15 protein-coding genes are annotated in these 17328 nt (G+C 73.2%); 14 read left to right on the plus strand and 1 reads right to left on the minus strand.

Annotated features, from left to right (window positions below; genetic code table 11):
• Positions 1-227 precede the first annotated feature (227 nt).
• The 14 genes from ACIBIW_RS27395 (at position 228) to ACIBIW_RS27460 (ending at position 16521) form a co-directional block, all read left to right on the plus strand.
• Positions 228-1892, plus strand: a complete 1665-nt coding sequence (locus ACIBIW_RS27395; protein ID WP_399339935.1) for a CTP synthase — start codon at positions 228-230, stop codon at positions 1890-1892.
• Positions 1893-2045: 153 nt separating this feature from the next.
• Positions 2046-2666, plus strand: coding sequence for an NUDIX domain-containing protein (locus ACIBIW_RS27400; protein WP_399339730.1), 621 nt, complete (start codon positions 2046-2048; stop codon positions 2664-2666).
• A gap of 342 nt (positions 2667-3008) precedes the next feature.
• A complete protein-coding gene (locus ACIBIW_RS27405) occupies positions 3009-5288 on the plus strand; it encodes a tetratricopeptide repeat protein (RefSeq protein ID WP_399339731.1) in 2280 nt (759 codons plus the stop codon).
• Between the two features lie 167 nt (positions 5289-5455).
• Positions 5456-6571, plus strand: a complete 1116-nt coding sequence (gene ald / locus ACIBIW_RS27410; RefSeq protein ID WP_399339732.1) for an alanine dehydrogenase — start codon at positions 5456-5458, stop codon at positions 6569-6571.
• Positions 6572-7028: 457 nt separating this feature from the next.
• Complete coding sequence (locus tag ACIBIW_RS27415) at positions 7029-8186, plus strand: ParA family protein (protein WP_399339733.1); 1158 nt, start codon at positions 7029-7031, stop codon at positions 8184-8186.
• The gene (locus ACIBIW_RS27420) at positions 8171-8830 is read left to right on the plus strand and encodes a hypothetical protein (protein WP_399339734.1); all 660 of its coding nucleotides are present in this window, start codon (positions 8171-8173) and stop codon (positions 8828-8830) included. The genes ACIBIW_RS27415 and ACIBIW_RS27420 overlap by 16 nt, the downstream gene beginning before the upstream one ends.
• A gap of 42 nt (positions 8831-8872) precedes the next feature.
• A complete protein-coding gene (locus ACIBIW_RS27425) occupies positions 8873-10114 on the plus strand; it encodes a segregation and condensation protein A (protein ID WP_399339735.1) in 1242 nt (413 codons plus the stop codon).
• A 136-nt stretch (positions 10115-10250) separates the two neighbouring features.
• On the plus strand, positions 10251-10943 hold the full coding sequence (gene scpB, locus ACIBIW_RS27430) for an SMC-Scp complex subunit ScpB (RefSeq protein ID WP_399339736.1): 693 nt from the start codon (positions 10251-10253) through the stop codon (positions 10941-10943).
• Positions 10943-12010 (plus strand): pseudouridine synthase, encoded by a 1068-nt coding sequence (locus tag ACIBIW_RS27435; protein WP_399339737.1) that lies wholly within the window; start codon positions 10943-10945, stop codon positions 12008-12010. Before scpB ends, ACIBIW_RS27435 begins: the two co-directional genes overlap by 1 nt.
• Positions 12011-12217: 207 nt before the next feature.
• A complete protein-coding gene (locus tag ACIBIW_RS27440; protein WP_399339738.1) occupies positions 12218-13084 on the plus strand; it encodes an NUDIX hydrolase in 867 nt (288 codons plus the stop codon).
• Positions 13081-14139: an ADP-ribosylglycohydrolase family protein gene (locus ACIBIW_RS27445; RefSeq protein ID WP_399339739.1), complete on the plus strand. Its 1059-nt coding sequence runs from the start codon at positions 13081-13083 to the stop codon at positions 14137-14139. The genes ACIBIW_RS27440 and ACIBIW_RS27445 overlap by 4 nt, the downstream gene beginning before the upstream one ends.
• A gap of 122 nt (positions 14140-14261) precedes the next feature.
• Positions 14262-14711 (plus strand): hypothetical protein, encoded by a 450-nt coding sequence (locus tag ACIBIW_RS27450; protein ID WP_399339740.1) that lies wholly within the window; start codon positions 14262-14264, stop codon positions 14709-14711.
• Between the two features lie 23 nt (positions 14712-14734).
• The gene (locus ACIBIW_RS27455; protein WP_399339741.1) at positions 14735-15901 is read left to right on the plus strand and encodes a sensor histidine kinase; all 1167 of its coding nucleotides are present in this window, start codon (positions 14735-14737) and stop codon (positions 15899-15901) included.
• Complete coding sequence (locus tag ACIBIW_RS27460; protein WP_399339742.1) at positions 15898-16521, plus strand: response regulator; 624 nt, start codon at positions 15898-15900, stop codon at positions 16519-16521. The genes ACIBIW_RS27455 and ACIBIW_RS27460 overlap by 4 nt, the downstream gene beginning before the upstream one ends.
• Positions 16522-16530: 9 nt before the next feature.
• Here ACIBIW_RS27460 and ACIBIW_RS27465 read toward each other — a convergent pair whose 3' ends face one another.
• The gene (locus ACIBIW_RS27465; RefSeq protein WP_399339743.1) at positions 16531-17223 is read right to left on the minus strand and encodes a DNA polymerase beta superfamily protein; all 693 of its coding nucleotides are present in this window, start codon (positions 17221-17223) and stop codon (positions 16531-16533) included.
• Positions 17224-17328 lie beyond the last annotated feature (105 nt).

Here is a 17328-nt window from a genome sequence, read left to right on the forward strand (position 1 = left end):
GTGTTCTTTCCGGTGATCTGACCCGACTGCACCAGATGCTGAGCCAGGCCCGACCGCTGACGGACCGGGCTTCGCGGCAGGCGGGACTGACCCGGAGGGACCCGGGGTCGTGTCGTTCACATGGCCCACCCCCTCCGAGCCGCAGCGAAGGCGCCTGGCGGACACCTCTCCGACAGCGGCCGCCGCTCCGCATCTCCGACCGCGACCACGGGAGCCCCGTCTTGGCCATGCCGAACCGCCTGCCGACATCCCCCATGACAAAACACATCTTCGTCACCGGAGGTGTCGCGTCCTCCCTCGGCAAGGGCCTCACCGCCTCCAGCCTCGGCGCGCTGCTCAAGGCGCGCGGGCTCCGGGTCACCATGCAGAAGCTCGACCCGTACCTGAACGTCGACCCCGGCACGATGAACCCCTTCCAGCACGGCGAGGTGTTCGTCACCAACGACGGCGCCGAAACCGACCTCGACATCGGACACTACGAGCGATTCCTCGATGTCGACCTTGACGGTTCCGCCAACGTCACGACCGGCCAGGTGTACTCGCAGGTCATTGCCAAGGAGCGGCGCGGCGAATTCCTCGGCGACACCGTGCAGGTCATCCCGCACATCACCAACGAGATCAAGCACCGCATCCGCCGTCTCGCCAGCGACGACGTGGACGTCGTCATCACCGAGGTCGGCGGCACCGTGGGCGACATCGAGTCGCTGCCGTTCCTCGAAACCGTCCGCCAGGTGCGGCACGAGGTGGGCAGGGACAACGTCTTCGTCGTCCACATCTCCCTCCTCCCCTATATCGGTCCTTCGGGCGAACTGAAGACCAAGCCCACCCAGCACTCCGTCGCCGCGCTGCGCAACATCGGCATCCAGCCCGACGCCATCGTGCTGCGCGCCGACCGCGAGGTCCCCACCGCCATCAAGCGCAAGATCTCCCTGATGTGCGACGTGGACGAGGCGGCCGTGGTCGCCGCCATCGACGCCAAGTCCATCTACGACATCCCCAAGGTGCTGCACACCGAGGGCCTGGACGCGTACGTCGTGCGCAAGCTCGACCTGCCGTTCCGCGACGTCGACTGGACCGTCTGGGACGACCTCCTCGACCGCGTGCACAACCCCGACCACGAGGTCACCGTCGGCCTCGTCGGCAAGTACATCGACCTGCCCGACGCCTACCTCTCCGTCACCGAGGCGCTGCGCGCGGGCGGGTTCGCCAACCGAGCCCGGGTCAAGATCAAGTGGATCACCTCGGACGACTGCCGCACCCCCCAGGGCGCCGAGGAGCAGCTCTTCGACGTCGACGCCGTCTGTGTGCCCGGCGGCTTCGGCGACCGCGGCGTCAGCGGCAAGGTCAGCGCCATCCGCTACGCCCGCGAGAACGGCATCCCGCTCCTCGGGCTCTGCCTCGGCCTCCAGTGCATCGTCATCGAGGCCGCCCGCGACCTCGCCGGCATCGCCGACGCCAACTCCACCGAGTTCGACTCCGGCACCGCCCACCCCGTCATCTCCACCATGGCCGAGCAGCTCGACATCGTCGCGGGCGACGGCGACATGGGCGGCACCATGCGGCTCGGCATGTACCCGGCGAAGCTGGCCGAGGGCTCCCTCGTCCGGGAGGTGTACGAGGGCAGGGAGTACGTGGAGGAGCGCCACCGGCACCGCTACGAGGTCAACAACGCCTACCGCGGCGAGCTGGAGAAGAAGGCGGGCCTCCAGTTCAGCGGCCTCTCGCCGGACGGCAAGCTGGTGGAGTACGTCGAGTACCCCCGCGACGTCCACCCCTACCTCGTCGCCACCCAGGCCCACCCCGAGCTGCGCTCCCGCCCCACCCGCCCGCACCCCCTTTTCGCCGGCCTGGTCGCGGCCGCGGTGCGGCGCAAGACCGGCAAGGCCGCCTGACCCGCCGCCACCCCCGGGAGATACGGTGACCGGGGCACGCCCTTTGCGGAGCGTGCCCCGGTTTCGCCTGCTCCGTACCGGCGTCCGAGGGCGTGCCCGGCGCGCCCGGGCGGGGTCGGCGCCTGTACCCCCGTGTGCGGAAGGACGGCAGCAATGACGATCAGGGACACCGCCGACGAGTGGCGCGTCCGCGCCACCAGGACCCCCTTCACCGGTCACAAGACCTCCGTCCGCACCGACGAGGTGGTCATGCCCGACGGCTCCCTGGCCGGGCGCGACTACCAGGTGCACCCCGGCTCCGTGGCCATCCTCGCCCTCGACGACCAGGACCGTGTGCTGCTCATCCGCCAGTACCGCCACCCGGTGCGCCACCGGCTCTGGGAGATCCCCGCGGGGCTCCTCGACGTGCCGGGCGAGAACCCCCTCCACGCCGCGCAGCGCGAGCTGTACGAGGAGGCCCACGTCAAGGCCGAGGACTGGCGCGTCCTCATCGACGTCTACACCAGCCCCGGCGGCTCCGACGAGGCCGTGCGCATCTTCCTCGCCCGCGACCTCGCCGAGGCCGAGGGCGCACGCTTCGCGTCCGAGGACGAGGAGCAGGACATGGAGCACGCCCGCCTCCCCCTCGACGAAGTGGTGCGCGGCCTGCTCGCGGGCGACCTCCACAACACCTGCCTCGCCGCGGGCGTCCTCGCCCTGACCGCAGCCAGGGGCGCCAACGCCGTGGAGTCGCTGCGCCCCGCCGACGCGCCCTGGCCCGCCCGCCCCTTCTAGGCCGTGTCGTTCGGATCTTCGCGGGGGCGCGACGCCAGCTACGGCACCTCGCCGCGTTGTCGGACCGTCCACGTACGCCCAGTACGAGGACGATCCTCCGCCTTGCGATGCACCGCATCTGACGCCGCACCCTGGTCCACGAAGATCCAAACGACACGACCTAGGTCCTGTCCTGCCGGCAGGCCCGGTCCTGCCGGTCCTCGCGGGGCCGCCCCACCCGTGCGAACGAGTACGAAACCCGCACCCCGCCGGGGCCTTCCCGGCTCCGCGCGGGGGTGTCAATTAGGCTCGGGAAACCCGGTGAGACCCCCGCCGGGACGGTGTGCGACGGGAGCGTGACCCGTGACGGATCAGGCGGCGGATTCGGACGGCGCGAGAGCGGCCCGGCCCGAGGAACCGGACCGGGACCGAGAGCCGACAGAGCGTCAGCTCATCGGCCGGGAACGGGAGTTGAAGGAACTCAAGGCCGACATCGCGCGCACGGGGCTCGACACCCTCGCCGGCCGCAAGGCACCGCGCGCCCGCGTCCTGCTGATCGCGGGAAGGCCGGGCTCCGGACGCTCCGCGCTCGCCGCGGAACTCGTGCGCCAGGTCGCCCCCCGCTACCCGGACGGCGTCCTCAGGGCCCGGCTGAGCGAACCGGACGGCACACCCGTGCCCCTCTCCCGCACCGCCCGCGACCTGCTCACCGCCCTCGACCTCGGCGCCGTGCCGGGAGCGGCCGAGGACGACCTCACCGGGGCCCTGCGCGACGCACTCGCCGGCCGCAGGGTCCTGCTCCTCCTCGACGCCGCCGCCGACGCGGAACAGGTCGACGCGCTGCTGCCCGACGCCCCCGACTGCCTCGTCGTCACCGTCTCGCGCGGCCCGCTCACCGGCATCCAGGACGTGCGCCCCTGCACCCTCGGCGGACTCGACACCAAGTCCGCGGTGGAACTCCTCACCCGCTACACCGGCAGCGTCCGCGTCACCTGCGACCCCAGGGCCGCCGAGACCCTCGCCGAGCTGTGCGGCGCGCAGCCCGCGGCCCTGCTGCTCGCGGGCGGCTGGCTTGCCGCCAGGCCCAAGGCGTCCGTGGCCGACCTCGTCAGACGGCTGCGCGCGGAACCCGCCGTCGGCTCGCCGCTGCGCCGGGCGTTCCGCCAGGTGTACGCGGACATGCCGGCCCCCGCCGCCCGGATACTGCGACTGCTCGCGCTCGTCCCCGCCGGGCTCGCCGACCCGCACACCGTCTCCGCGCTGGCCGGCTGCTCGGTCACCACCGCGCACACCACCCTCGACGACTTCACCGCCTTCGGGCTGCTGCGCGCCGTGGCCTCCCCGCTGCCGCAGTACGAGGTCCCCGACTGCCTGCTGCCGCTGCTGGACGAACTCGCCGGGGCCGAGGACCGCCCCGCCGAGCTGCAACTCGCCCGCGCCCGCATGCTGGAGCGCACCGTACGGCTGCTGAACTCCTGCCGCGCCGTCACCGAGCCCGAGGGCTCAGAGGCGCGCCGCCAGCTCGCCGCACTGCCCCGCACCCTGCGCTTCCCCAACAGGGCGACCGCCGCCTGCTGGCTGCGGCTGCGCCTGCCCGCGCTCCTTGCCACCGCGCGCGCCGCTGTCGCCGACGGCGGCCTCGACACGCTGGCGCGCCGGCTGATGGCGGCACTCGTACGGGCGCTGCTCGCGCATTACGGCACCCAGGCGGCCGCGGCCGAGCTGTACGGCGTCCACGAGATGGTCCTCGACGTCGCCGAGCGCCGCGGACTGCACAGGGAACGTGCCGCCGCGCTGCTCAACCTGGCCGACCTCGACGCCCGCACCGGGCGCACCGGGGACGCGCTCGCCCGCTACCGGGCCGCGCTTGAGGCGGGACGCCTCGCTCAGGACACCTATGCCACCGGGCGCGCCATGGAGTCCATCGGCGGCGCCCACCAGATGCTGGGGGACTGGCAGCGCGCGGGGGACTGGTTCGGCAGGGCGCTCTCCCAGCGCCTCGGCCGCGAGGAGCGCGCGGACGCCGCCAGGCTCTACGGGCGGCTCGCGGGCGTGCTCACTCAGCAGGGGCGCCACGAGGACGCGATGCGCCACTGGCGGGCCTGCGCCACGGGCCACCGCAGGGAAGGCGACGCGGAGGGGCACGCCAGGGCCCTCGCGGAACTGGCCAGGGTCCAGGAGTACGCGGGCCGCCCCACCGACGCGCTGCGCACCTGCGAGGAGGCGGTGGAGTGGGCCAGGCACGCGGGCGACACCCGCCTTGAGGCGGCGCTCGGGCTGCGGCTCGCCGACACCTTCGAACGGCTCGGCGACCCCGCCGCCGCCCGGCTGCACCGGTCGGCGGCACACCGGCTGCTGGGGGAGGAGCGCTCCCCGGAGCCTGCCGTGACGGCGGGTGCTGCTGCGGCGGCGGACGGTGCGGGGGCGGAGGGTGCGGGGGCGGAGGGCGCCGCGGAGGGGCCCGATGTCTCCGAGGCCGTCGAAGGCGCCGAAGGCTCCCGGGGCGCCGAGGGCGCGGACGAGGCGGAGGCGCAGGTGGCGGAGGAGCCGGAGGAGTCGGAGGAGCCCGATCCTTCCCCGGAGCCCGCCTCACTGCCAGCGGCCTCTACCTCTGAAACCAGTGGCTCCACGGAAGGAAAATGAAACATTGGAAGGATAGACTCCGGGAAATCCTTCATTAGAATGGTCCAGCGGCCGGCCTGCGCGATTTTGCTGTGACCGCCGCGAATGCGGCGTCTGTGCGGGTACGGAGCGCTATGCCTGGAGCCCCGAAGGACCCCGAATCCCTGAGCCAAGGACCGTGATCGACGATGAAGGTCGGCATCCCCCGCGAGGTCAAGAACAACGAGTTCCGCGTGGCCATCACCCCCGCGGGGGTGCATGAACTGGCGCGCCATGGACACGAGGTCGCCGTCGAACGGGACGCGGGCGCCGGGTCCTCCATCACGGACGGCGAGTACACGGCGGCGGGCGCCCGTATCGCCCGTACCGCCGACGAGGTCTGGGCCGCCAGCGACCTGGTGCTGAAGGTCAAGGAGCCGATCGCCGAGGAGTACGACAGGCTCCGCAAGGACCAGACCCTCTTCACTTATCTGCACCTGGCCGCGTCGAAGGAGTGCACCGACGCCCTCGTCCAGTCGGGCACCACCGCCATCGCTTACGAGACCGTGGAACTGCCCAACAGGACGCTGCCGCTCCTCGCCCCGATGTCCGAGGTCGCGGGCCGGCTCGCGCCGCAGGTGGGCGCGTACCACCTGATGCGGGCCGCGGGCGGGCGCGGTGTGCTGCCCGGCGGGGTGCCCGGGGTGCCCGCGGGCCGCGCCGTCGTCATCGGCGCCGGGGTCTCCGGCTGGAACGCGGCCCAGATCGCCGTCGGGATGGGCTTCCATGTCACCCTCCTCGACAAGGACATCACCAAGCTCAGGGAGGCGGACCGGATCTTCGGCACCCGCATCCAGACCGTCGTCTCCAACGCCTTCGAGTTGGAGCGCGCCTGCCTCGCCGCCGACCTCGTCGTCGGCGCCGTGCTGGTGCCGGGCGCCAAGGCGCCCAAGCTGGTCTCCAACGAGTTGGTGGCGCGGATGAAGCCCGGCAGTGTCCTTGTCGACATCGCCATCGACCAGGGCGGCTGCTTCGAGGACTCGCGCCCCACCACCCACGCGGAACCGACCTTCCCCGTCCACGACTCGGTGTTCTACTGCGTCGCCAACATGCCCGGCGTCGTCCCCAACACCTCCACCCACGCCCTCACCAACGCCACCCTCCCCTACATCGTGGAACTGGCCGACCGGGGCTGGGTCGAGGCGCTGCGCCGCGACCCGGCCCTCGCCAAGGGGCTCAACGTGCACCACGGCCGGGTCGCGTACGCCGAGGTCGCCGAGGCCCACGGCATGGAGCACGTCGAACTCGCCGCGCTCCTCGGCTGACCCGCACGCCCGGCCCCCCGGTGAGGCGGCGCGCCACGCCCGGCGCGCCGCCGCCGCGTCAACTCCGTGTGCACGGGCCGCGGTCCCCGGCGGGTCCGATCGCGCCGAACCCGCTTCGGCGTGTCGCGTGAGTGTGTGTCGCGCCACTGTGCCAATGCCATCGGGATGTTCGCCCCGCGCGGGGTTCAACTCGCCTCGAACGTAACCCTTTAACCGATTCGCACACCCGCCGCGATCGCTGAACGCCCCCCGTGCACCCTTGACAGCGGGGTGTTCCATTGCCGACACATCGCCTCGGGTACGGCGGATTGTGTTGCTGCGAACCCGTGACACGCCATAGAGTCGCCAACCGTCGGCATGGTGCCACGCTGACCTATCTAGAAGTCCCCAGGTCCCCAAGGAGGTAAGACGACTTGTGAATGAGTCGACATTTTCTCCCGGGGGTGGTCAACCAGGGATGTCCGCGCAGGCCGAGGTCCCCGCGGGCTTCGAGGCTGTCGGCTCCGTCGCTGTCCGCACCTTGACCGCACAACAGAGCCCGCTGGCGACACCGTCGCGTACGGCGCGTACCAAGCAGACTCTGCCAGCACACCAGAGCATGGATGGCCATCACGTGAACGCCATGGCCGGCGACCGAAGTGGCGACAACCGCGGCCGCTTCGCCGACTACGACGACCTGCCCGAGGGGCACTTCTACGACCCCGACGCCGAGTACGAGCCGGACCCCGAGTACGCGGCCACGCTCGCCCCCGACGCCGCACGCCAGCGCCGCGAGCGCGTCGGCCCCACCGGCCGCCCGCTGCCGTACTTTCCCATCCCGGGCCCGCTGACCGACCACGGCCCCGCGAAGATCATCGCGATGTGCAACCAGAAGGGCGGCGTGGGCAAGACCACGTCGACCATCAACCTGGGTGCCGCGCTCGCCGAGTACGGACGGCGTGTGCTGCTGGTGGACTTCGACCCGCAGGGCGCCCTCTCGGTGGGGCTCGGCGTCAATCCGATGGAGCTCGACCTGACGGTCTACAACCTGCTCATGGAGCGGGGCATGGCCGCCGACGAGGTCCTGCTGAAGACCGCCGTGCCCAACATGGACCTGCTGCCGAGCAATATCGACCTGTCCGCGGCCGAGGTCCAGCTCGTCTCCGAGGTCGCCAGGGAGTCCACGCTCCAGCGCGCCCTGAAGCCGCTGATGGCCGACTACGACTACATCGTGATCGACTGCCAGCCCTCGCTCGGCCTGCTGACGGTCAACGCGCTCACCGCCGCCCACAAGGTCATCGTGCCGCTGGAGTGCGAGTTCTTTGCGCTGCGCGGTGTCGCCCTGCTCACCGAGACCATCGAGAAGGTCCAGGAGCGGCTGAACCCGGAGCTGGAACTCGACGGCATCCTCGCCACCATGTACGACTCCCGTACGGTGCACAGCCGCGAGGTGCTCGCCCGCGTGGTCGAGGCGTTCGACGACCACGTCTACCACACGGTCATCGGCCGTACCGTCCGCTTCCCCGAGACCACCGTCGCGGGCGAGCCCATCACCACCTACGCCTCCAACTCCGTCGGCGCCGCCGCCTACCGCCAGCTCGCCAGGGAGGTGCTCGCCCGGTGTCACGCCGAGTGAGTCTGCCGGGGGCCGACGAACTGTTCCGCACCACCGGGGGGACCGCGCTCCAGGCGTCCACCCCCAGGCGCCCGGCCAACGGCGAGCCGAGAGTGCCGCCGCCCGCGGGCGAGAGCGACCCGGTGGGGACGGGCACCGCCAACCCGAAGGACACCGCACCGGCCAAGGAGGCGCCGGGCGGCCACGGCGCAGACGACGACGGCGAACGCACCGAGCACTCCACCGCGGAGGCCGCGGCCGCTGAGCCCGCCACCCGCACCGAGGAGCGCCCGACGGACGGCGAGCAGCCCGCGGGCCGCGCCGGGCGCCGCCAGGACCCCATGGCCCCTCCGGGCGCCCAGCGCACCGCGGGCCCCCCGGGAGCGGCGGCGGCCGCCGCCGGGCCCGCGCCGCAGCAGCGGCGCCGCGGCCGGTCGGGCGGGCGCAGGCCCAGCGGGCGCGAGCGGCACGACGAGAAGATCACGGTGTACGTCTCCGCCGAGGAGCTGATGGACCTGGAGCACGCCCGCCTCGTCCTGCGCGGGGAGCACGGCCTCGCCGTCGACAGGGGACGCATCGTCAGGGAGGCGGTGGCCGTCGTGCTCGCCGACCTTGAGTCGCGGGGGGACGCGAGCATTCTGGTACGACGGCTGCGCGGCCGGTAGCCGCCGGGCACCGCCGCCGACGCACCACCGTCATACGACGCGATGACCGCGAACGACGCACAGAACTCCGCCGGGGGGCGCCCACGCAGGGGGCGGCGGGCCCTGGGACGAGGGCCCGGAGGCATCTTCCCCGGATCCCACGCCACCCCATTCGGCTCGGACGCGCCGCCCGAGGACCCGCCGGACACCCAGGAGCCACCGGCCGTTCAGGACCCGCAGGACCCGCCGTCCGGTCAGGACTTGCCGACCGGTGTCGACACAGCGACAAGCGGCGATGTCGCCCCCGATGCCGATGCCGATGCCGATGCCGATGCCGATGCCGATGCCGACGCCGACGCCGCGCCTGCCACCGGCGGGGCGGACACCGCGCCCGTCACGGCCGAGCCGTCCCCGGATGCGCGCGGGGAGGCCGCGGAGGGCGCGCCCGAGGCCGACGAGGGCGTGTTCACCGTGCGGCTCTCGAACTTCGAGGGCCCCTTCGACCTCCTGCTCCAACTGATCTCCCGGCACAAGCTGAACGTCACCGAGGTCGCGCTCTCCAAGGTCACCGACGAGTTCATGGCGCACATCAGGGCCATGGGGCCCGACTGGGACCTCGACCAGACCACCGAGTTCCTGGTCGTCGCCGCCACCCTGCTCGACCTGAAGGCGGCCAGGCTGCTGCCCGCGGCCGAGGTCGAGGACGAGGCGGACCTCGCGCTCCTCGAAGCCAGGGACCTGCTCTTCGCCCGGCTGCTCCAGTACCGCGCGTACAAGCAGATCGCGGACATCTTCACCGCGCGCCTCGACGACGAGGCCCGCCGCTACCCCCGCACCGTCGGCCTCGAACCGCACCACGCCGAGCTGCTGCCCGAGGTGGTCATCAGCATCGGCGCCGAGGGCTTCGCCCGGCTCGCCGTCAAGGCGATGCAGCCCAAGCCGGTGCCCACGGTCTACGTCGACCACATCCACGCCCCGCTGGTGAGCGTCGTGGAACAGGCGCAGGTGGTGGTGGCGCGGCTGCGCGAGGCGGGCCGGGCGAGCTTCGCGGAGCTGGTGGCGGACGCCGCGGACACCCTGACCGTGGTGGCGCGCTTCCTCGCGCTCCTTGAGCTGTACCGCGAGAAGGCCGTCGGGCTCGACCAGGAGGACGCGCTGGGCGAGCTGACCGTGACCTGGACGGGCGGCGAGGGCGACACGCGGCCCACGGTGACCGACGAGTTCGACCGCGGCCCGGTCGACCCGGAGGCGGACGGCGGGCGGCGCGCCCCCGAGGCGGCGGGCGCGGCGCCGGGCGAGCCGTGAGCGCGCGGCGCGGCCCTTGGCGCGTGCCCCCGCGGCACGGCGGCGGGACGAGCAGGGCGAGCGGGGCGAGGACCACGGCAGGGGGCCCGGCGTACGGGCGCCGCCCGCCGGTACACGACCAGGGGCGGAGGACGGCATGACGGAGCGCGGAGCCGGGCGGGACAGCGCCGGGCAGGACGCCGCGGGGCAGGACGCCGCCGGGGCGCCGCTCACGGTGGCGGACCTTGAGCTGAAGCCCGCCCTTGAGGCGGTCCTGATGGTGGTCGACGAGCCGGCGACCGCCGACCACCTCGCCAAGGTGGTGGACCGGCCGCGACGCCAGGTCGAACAGGCGCTGCGGGAACTCGCCGACGACTACACCACCGAGGGCCGCGGTTTCGAACTGCGCCTCGTGGCGGGCGGCTGGCGCTACTACACGCGGGCCGAGTACGCGGCGGCCGTCGAGCGCTTCGTGCTGGACGGACAGCAGGCCAGGCTGACCCAGGCCGCCCTGGAGACCCTGGCCGTGGTCGCCTACCGCCAGCCCGTCAGCCGCTCCCGGGTCTCCGCGGTACGCGGTGTGAACTGCGACGGCGTGATGCGTACCCTGTTGCAACGGGGCCTGATCGACGAGGCGGGCACGGAACCCGAAACAGGTGCGATCCTTTACAGGACGACGAACTACTTCCTGGAGCGCATGGGCCTGCGCGGCCTTGACGAGCTTCCGGAGCTGGCCCCCTTCCTCCCGGAGGCGGAGGCGATCGAGGCCGAGACCCAGGAGGGCGTGCCGTCGTTCGATCCGGACGCACCGGACAATGACGCGGACCACCAGACGGCGACGGAATTTTGATGCGAAGCAGCGGCAGGAACAGCGGGCGCGGGAACCACCGGGGAGCCGGTAACTCCCGCGACGACAGGCAGCAGCGCCGGGGCACGCCCCGGCCCGAGGAGCGCCGTTACGACGTGGGGGGTTCCGGCCCGGGAGCGGGGGACCAGGGCGGCGGTGCGCGCGGTGGCCGCGGCTCGGCAGCCCGCGGCGGCGCCAAGGGCGGCCCGAAGCAGGGCAGGCCCCAGGGCTCACGCAGCGCCCCCGCGCGCTCACGGGAGTACGAGGCCCATGCCGAGGAGCGCAACCGCGAGCGGTACGCGGGCGGGAAGAAGGCCGCGCCGCCCAGGACGTTCCCCGGCGCCGAGCAGGAGGGCGAGCGGCTCCAGAAGGTGCTGGCCAGGGCCGGGTACGGCTCACGGCGCTCCTGCGAGGAGCTGATCGAGCGGCGCAGGGTCGAGGTCAACGGCAGGATCGTGGTCGAGCAGGGCCTGCGGGTCGACCCCCAGCACGACGAGATCAAGGTCGACGGGCTGACCGTGGCGACCCAGTCGTACCAGTTCTTCTCGCTGAACAAGCCCGCGGGCGTGGTCTCCACGATGGAGGACCCGGAGGGCCGCCAGTGCCTCGGCGACTACGTCACCAACCGCGAGACCAGGCTCTTCCACGTCGGCAGGCTCGACACCGAGACCGAGGGCGTCATCCTGCTCACCAACCACGGCGAGCTGGCCCACCGGCTCACCCACCCCAGGTACGGGGTGAAGAAGACGTATCTCGCCGCCCTCCAGGGCCCCATCCCGCGCGACCTGGGCAAGCGGCTGCGCGAGGGCATCCAGCTCGACGACGGGTACGCCCGCGCCGACCACTTCAGGGTCGTCGAGCAGACCGGCAAGAACTACCTGGTCGAGGTGGTGCTGCACGAGGGCCGCAAGCACATCGTGCGCCGGATGCTCGCCGAGAGCGGCTTCCCCGTGGACAGGCTGGTGCGCACCGCCTTCGGACCCATCACCCTCGGCGACCAGAAGTCCGGCTGGCTGCGGCGGCTCTCGAACACCGAGGTCGGGATGCTGCTGCGGGAGGTCGATCTCTAGGACGGCAGGCGCCAAACGGGCGCGTCGGCGGCACACGGCCGGTTCCGGGTCTCCCGGGACCGGCCTTCCGCGTTTTCCCGTTCCCGGCAAAAGGGGGTTGTGGTGTCGCCGCTTCGTCTTTATAGTCGTGGTGACTATTAAAGCGGGTCGGGTCGGCGACCGGCGGGCTCGTCATAGGACGCGATGCGGAAGGGGCGTGAGGGGCGGATGAAGGAACTGAAGGAAGATCAGGCGGCCGGGGCGGTCCGGCCGCCACCGGACACCGGACCCGCCACGACCGCGGAGACCAGCCTCGCGCGGACCGTCGCCCGCGCCGCGGACGGCACCGCGCCCCGCCGCGCACCCGGCGCCGCACCGCCCGAGGGATACGACAAGCACGCCTTCGAGCCCTTCGCGGTCACCGTCGATCTGGCCGTGTTCACCCTCCGCCACGGCGGACTGCACGTCCTGCTCGTCGAGCGCGGCGAGGAGCCCTTCACGGGCCGCTGGGCGCTGCCGGGAGGCTTCGTGCTGCCGCACGAGTCCGCCGGCACCGCGGCCCGCAGGGAGCTGGCGGAGGAGACGGGCCTCGACACCGGCACCGTCGCCGGGCTCCATCTGGAACAGCTCGCCACCTACAGCGAGCCCGACCGCGACCCCAGGATGCGGGTGGTCTCCGTCGCCTACGCCGCCCTCGTTCCCGACCCGCCCGAGCCCCGGGGCGGCGGCGACGCGGCCCGCGCCGCCTGGCTCCCCTTCAGGGAGCACGGCGGCCTCGCCTTCGACCACGACGGGATACTCGCCGACGCCCACGAACGGGTCGGCGCCAAGCTGGAGTACACCTGCCTCGCCACCTCCTTCTGCCCGCACCAGTTCACCCTCGGCGAGCTGCAACAGGTGTACGAGTCGGTATGGGACACCACCCTCGACCGCCCCAACTTCCGCAGGAAGGTGCTGGCCACCCCCGGCTTCGTCGAACTCGTCCCGGGCGCGGCCCGGCTCACCGGCGGCCGCGGCAAACCCGCCGCCCTCTACCGCAGGGGCCCGGCCGGCACCCTCCACCCGCCCCTGCTGCGACCGGGAGGACGCGCATGACCGACACCGCAGCCCCCACCCCCGCCGCGCCCGAAGGCGCGGCGAGAACGGGCAAGCGGGCCGCCACCGGCGCCCTGCTCGGCCTCGCCCTCGGCGACGCCCTGGGCTTTCCCACCGAGTTCAACGACGTGCCCGCCATCCTCGCCAAGTGCGGCCCCTGGCGCGAGATGGAGCTGCCCAGGCCCGCCTTCGTCACCGACGACACCCAGATGACCCTCGCCCTCGGCAGGGCCCTGGACACCGCCCTCGCCCAAGGCGCCCTCGGCCCGGAACGCCTGGAAGCACCGGCACGCCGCGAGTTCGTCGCCTGGTACCACTCGCCCGACAACAACCGCGCCCCCGGCGCCACCTGCCTCACCGCCTGCTCCCTCCTGGAGGACCCGGACACCCCCTGGCAGCGGGCGAGCCGCACCGGCTCCAAGGGCTGCGGCGCCAATATGCGGGTCGCGCCCGTCGGCCTCGCCCCCGGCCTCGACGACGAACAGCGCTCGGGCGCGGCCCAGTTGCAGGCCGCCCTCACCCACGGCCACCCCACCGCGCTTGCCGCAAGCGACCTCACCGCCCACGCCGTACGGCTCCTCGCAGACGGGGCCGAGCCCACGGGACTCGTCGGACTCCTGCGCTCGTACGCCTACGACAACCGCACCCGCTACCACCACCGTTGGCTGGGCGACCTGTGGCGGACGGCGGGCGACCCAGGGCCCGAGGAGTTCGCCGCCCGCGGCTGGGACGAGTGCCTGGCGGTGCTCGACCGGCTGCGGGAAGCGCTCGCCGCACCCTCGCCCGAGACCGACCCCTGCCTCGCCACCGGCGCGGGATGGATCGCCGAGGAGGCGCTCGCCACGGCGCTGCTGTGCTTCCTCCAGTTCGTCGGGCAGCCCCTCACCGCGCTGCGCAGGGCCGCCTGCACCTCAGGCGACTCGGACTCCATAGCCTGCCTCGCCGGGGCGTTCGCGGGCGCCCACCACGGCGCCGGGGTCTGGCCGCGCTCCTGGGCGGGCGGCATCGAGTACCGGGGGGAACTCCTCGCGCTGGGAGCGTCCTGGGACGGCTGAGGCGGCGGCCCACCGCCCCACCGCACCAGCCCGCCCGCCACCCGCCGTCCGTCGACCGGTGGACACGGGAGTCGACTCCCGGTCGACGGCGGACGGCCGCGCCGCCGCCTACGGTCGTGCGCATGAGACACCTCAAGGACGACGAACTGGTCCCCGCGCTGTCGGCCCAGCTCGGACAGGAACTGCTCGCCGCCGTGTACGCCAGGATCGACACCGCGCTCGGACCGGCCCGCATGCTGACCCCGCTCGGCAACTACCTGGTGGCCAGGCCCGCCGCGCGGGCCGCAGCGCACCGGATCACCGCACGCACCGACGTACCGCTGGACGCGGCGATGGTCCTCGGCCTCACCGCCGACGCGCTGCACGTCTGGAGCGCGGACCCGATGCTCAACCGGGTCGGTGACCACGTCGGCGAGATCTCCCTCGACCGCGTCACGGACATCACCGTGATACCCGGCCGGAGCTGGCAGCAGGTCACCGTCAGGCTGGCCGAGGGGGAGAAGGTCGAGGTCCAGGGCCGAGGGGCCACCCACGCGCTGGCCGCCGCCTTCCGGGAGCGCTCCGCGCGCTGATCTCGTGCTGCATACTGGTCCGCGTGTCTCAGACCCTGCCTCACGCGCTGGACGAGCATGCCTGGACACAGGGAGCGATCATTCGCGACGCGTACTACGGGGTGGTGCTCGCGGGGTCGATCGCCGCGGTGTGGGTGACGGGCGTCGGCACCGGCCGCGTCGTGGCGATCGCGGCGCTGTGCGCGTTCGTCCCCTGGCACTGCCTCGTCGGCCGCCGGGCACACCGGGGCACTCCGGTACCGGCCCGCACCGTCTGCTACCAACTCGGGGCGCTCGGGCTGCTGGTCACCGCCCAGGTGGCCACCCTGACCAGCTCCACCGTGCTCTTCGCGCTGATCCCGCAGTCGTTCATGCTGCTGCCGGTCGGCTGGGCCCTGCTCGGGCTCGTCGTGTTCAACGCGGTGCCGGTGGTCGAGGCGGTGAGCGCCCCGAGCCGCCACGGCGCCGCCGTGGTCGGAGTGCTGGTGCTGTGCGTGGCGTTCGGGGCGCAGTTCGGCTGGTGGGTGCAGCGGATCATCAAGCAGAGCCGGGGCCGCGCCGACCTCATCGAGCAGCTTGCCGCCGCGCGGGCCGAGTTGGCCGAGTCGGAGCGGCAGGCCGGGATGCTCGCCGAGCGGCAGCGGCTCGCCATGGAGATCCACGACACGCTGGCGCAGGGCTTCACCAGCATCGTCATGCTGCTGGAGGCGGCCGACTCGGCACCGCCTGACCAGGCCAGGGCGCACCGGGAGCGGGCGGCACGCGCCGCCCGGGAGAACCTGGCGGAGGCACGCGCCCTGGTCTCCGCGCAGCCGCCCACGGAGCTGACCGGCTCGTCGCTGCCCGACGCCCTGCGCCGGCTGGTCGAGCGGCTCGGCGAGGAGACCGGTGTGATGACGTCATGGGAGCTGACGGGCGAGCCCCAGCGGCTGCCAGCCGCCACGGAGGTCGTCGTACTGCGCTGCGCCCAGGAGGCGTTGGCGAACGTACGGCGGCACGCGGACGCGGCACGGGCGCGGTTGAGCCTGCGGTACCTGCCCGGCGGGATCAGGCTTGAGGTCGCGGACGACGGCGCGGGCTTCGACCCCGGCGCCGCGGCCGGCTTCGGCCTCGCCGGCATGCGCGAGCGGGTCACCAGGGCAGGCGGCCACCTCGACATCCGCAGCACCCGCGGCTCAGGCACCGTGCTCACCGTGGAGGCACCGGCGTGATCCGGGTGCTCCTTGTCGACGACCACCCGGTGGTGCGGGAGGGCCTGCGCGGGATTCTCGGCGCGGAGGACGGCATCGATGTGGTGGGCGAGGCCGGGTCGGCCGCGGCCGCGGTCACCGAGGCCAGGGTGCACCGGCCCGACGTGGTGCTGATGGACCTGCGGATGCCGGAAGGCGACGGGGTCCAGGCCACCAGGGACCTGCTGGCGCTCGACCCCGACTGCCGGGTGGTGGTCCTCACCACGTACGAGAACGACGCGGACATCCTGCGGGCGGTCGAGGCCGGTGCCACCGGCTACCTCCTCAAGGACGCCGGGCGCGGCGAGCTGGCGGGGGCGATCCGCGCGGCGGCGCGCGGCGAGACGGTGCTCGCCCCGTCCGTCGCGGCACGGCTGGTCTCCCGGATGCGCGGCGCCCCGGCCGGGCTGACCCCGCGCGAGATCGAGGTGCTGCGGCTGGTCGGCGCGGGCCGTACGAACGCGGACATCGGCAGGGAGCTGTTCATCAGCGAGGCCACGGTGAAGACGCACCTGCTGCGCACCTTCGAGAAGCTGGGCGTCTCGGACCGCACGGCGGCGGTCACCGCGGCGCTGCGGCGCGGCATCCTCCCGCCGTACTGACCCCGGCGGTCAGGCGTCCGCCGAGGCCCTTCTGACCCTGATCAGGAAATCCTCCACCCGGGCGCGGTCGGGACGCCCGGGCAGGGGGCTGCCGTCGAGCGCCGCCCGCGCCTCGTCCGCGAGCCGCCCCATCACCGGTTCGAGCCGGTCCCAGGGCACCTCGCCGCGCTTGACCGCGAGCAGCCACTCGCGGTCGGCCCCGACGTCGAGGACGAGGGCGCCGGTGCGCAGCAGGTCGCGGCAGCTCCGCAGCAGCCGCAGCAGATGGACGACGTGGCGCCAGCGCGGCGCCCCGTGGTTGCGCAGGTCCGCCTCCAGCTTCTTGCGCTGCCCCACGGCGTAGCGGGCGAAGCTGTCGTACGTCTCCCGGGAGAGGAAGGCACCGCGCAGGGACAGCAGTTCGCGCCCCGTCTCGTCCGCGTACTCGACCAAGGGGGAGTGCAGGCACTCCAATACATTGGGGTTGGAGCGCAGGCCGAGCCCGCAGAAGCGCTCCACCTCCCAGGAGAACTGCTCGTCCGCGGGGCCCGCCACATGCGTCGGCGGCTTCTCCAGGCGCCAGAACAGCGCGGTCGGCGCCACGAAGACACCCCTGCGGTCGGTGTCGCTGCGCTCCGTCTGGAGCCCGAAGGCGCGCGAGCCCATCACACACGAGTAGACGGTGTGGTGCCGGACCAGATCGACGTCGGCGACAGGGCGCAAGGGGACTCCCCGGCCTCCGGGGAGGCGTGGCGGTGCGGAAACGGGCGGGGCGCGGGACGCGCGTACGCGAGGAGCGTAGGCGAGCGGCGGCGGACACGTACGGGA

Origin of the sequence: Streptomyces sp. NPDC050560 (assembly GCF_044457285.1) — a bacterium.
Classification (GTDB): domain Bacteria; phylum Actinomycetota; class Actinomycetes; order Streptomycetales; family Streptomycetaceae; genus Streptomyces.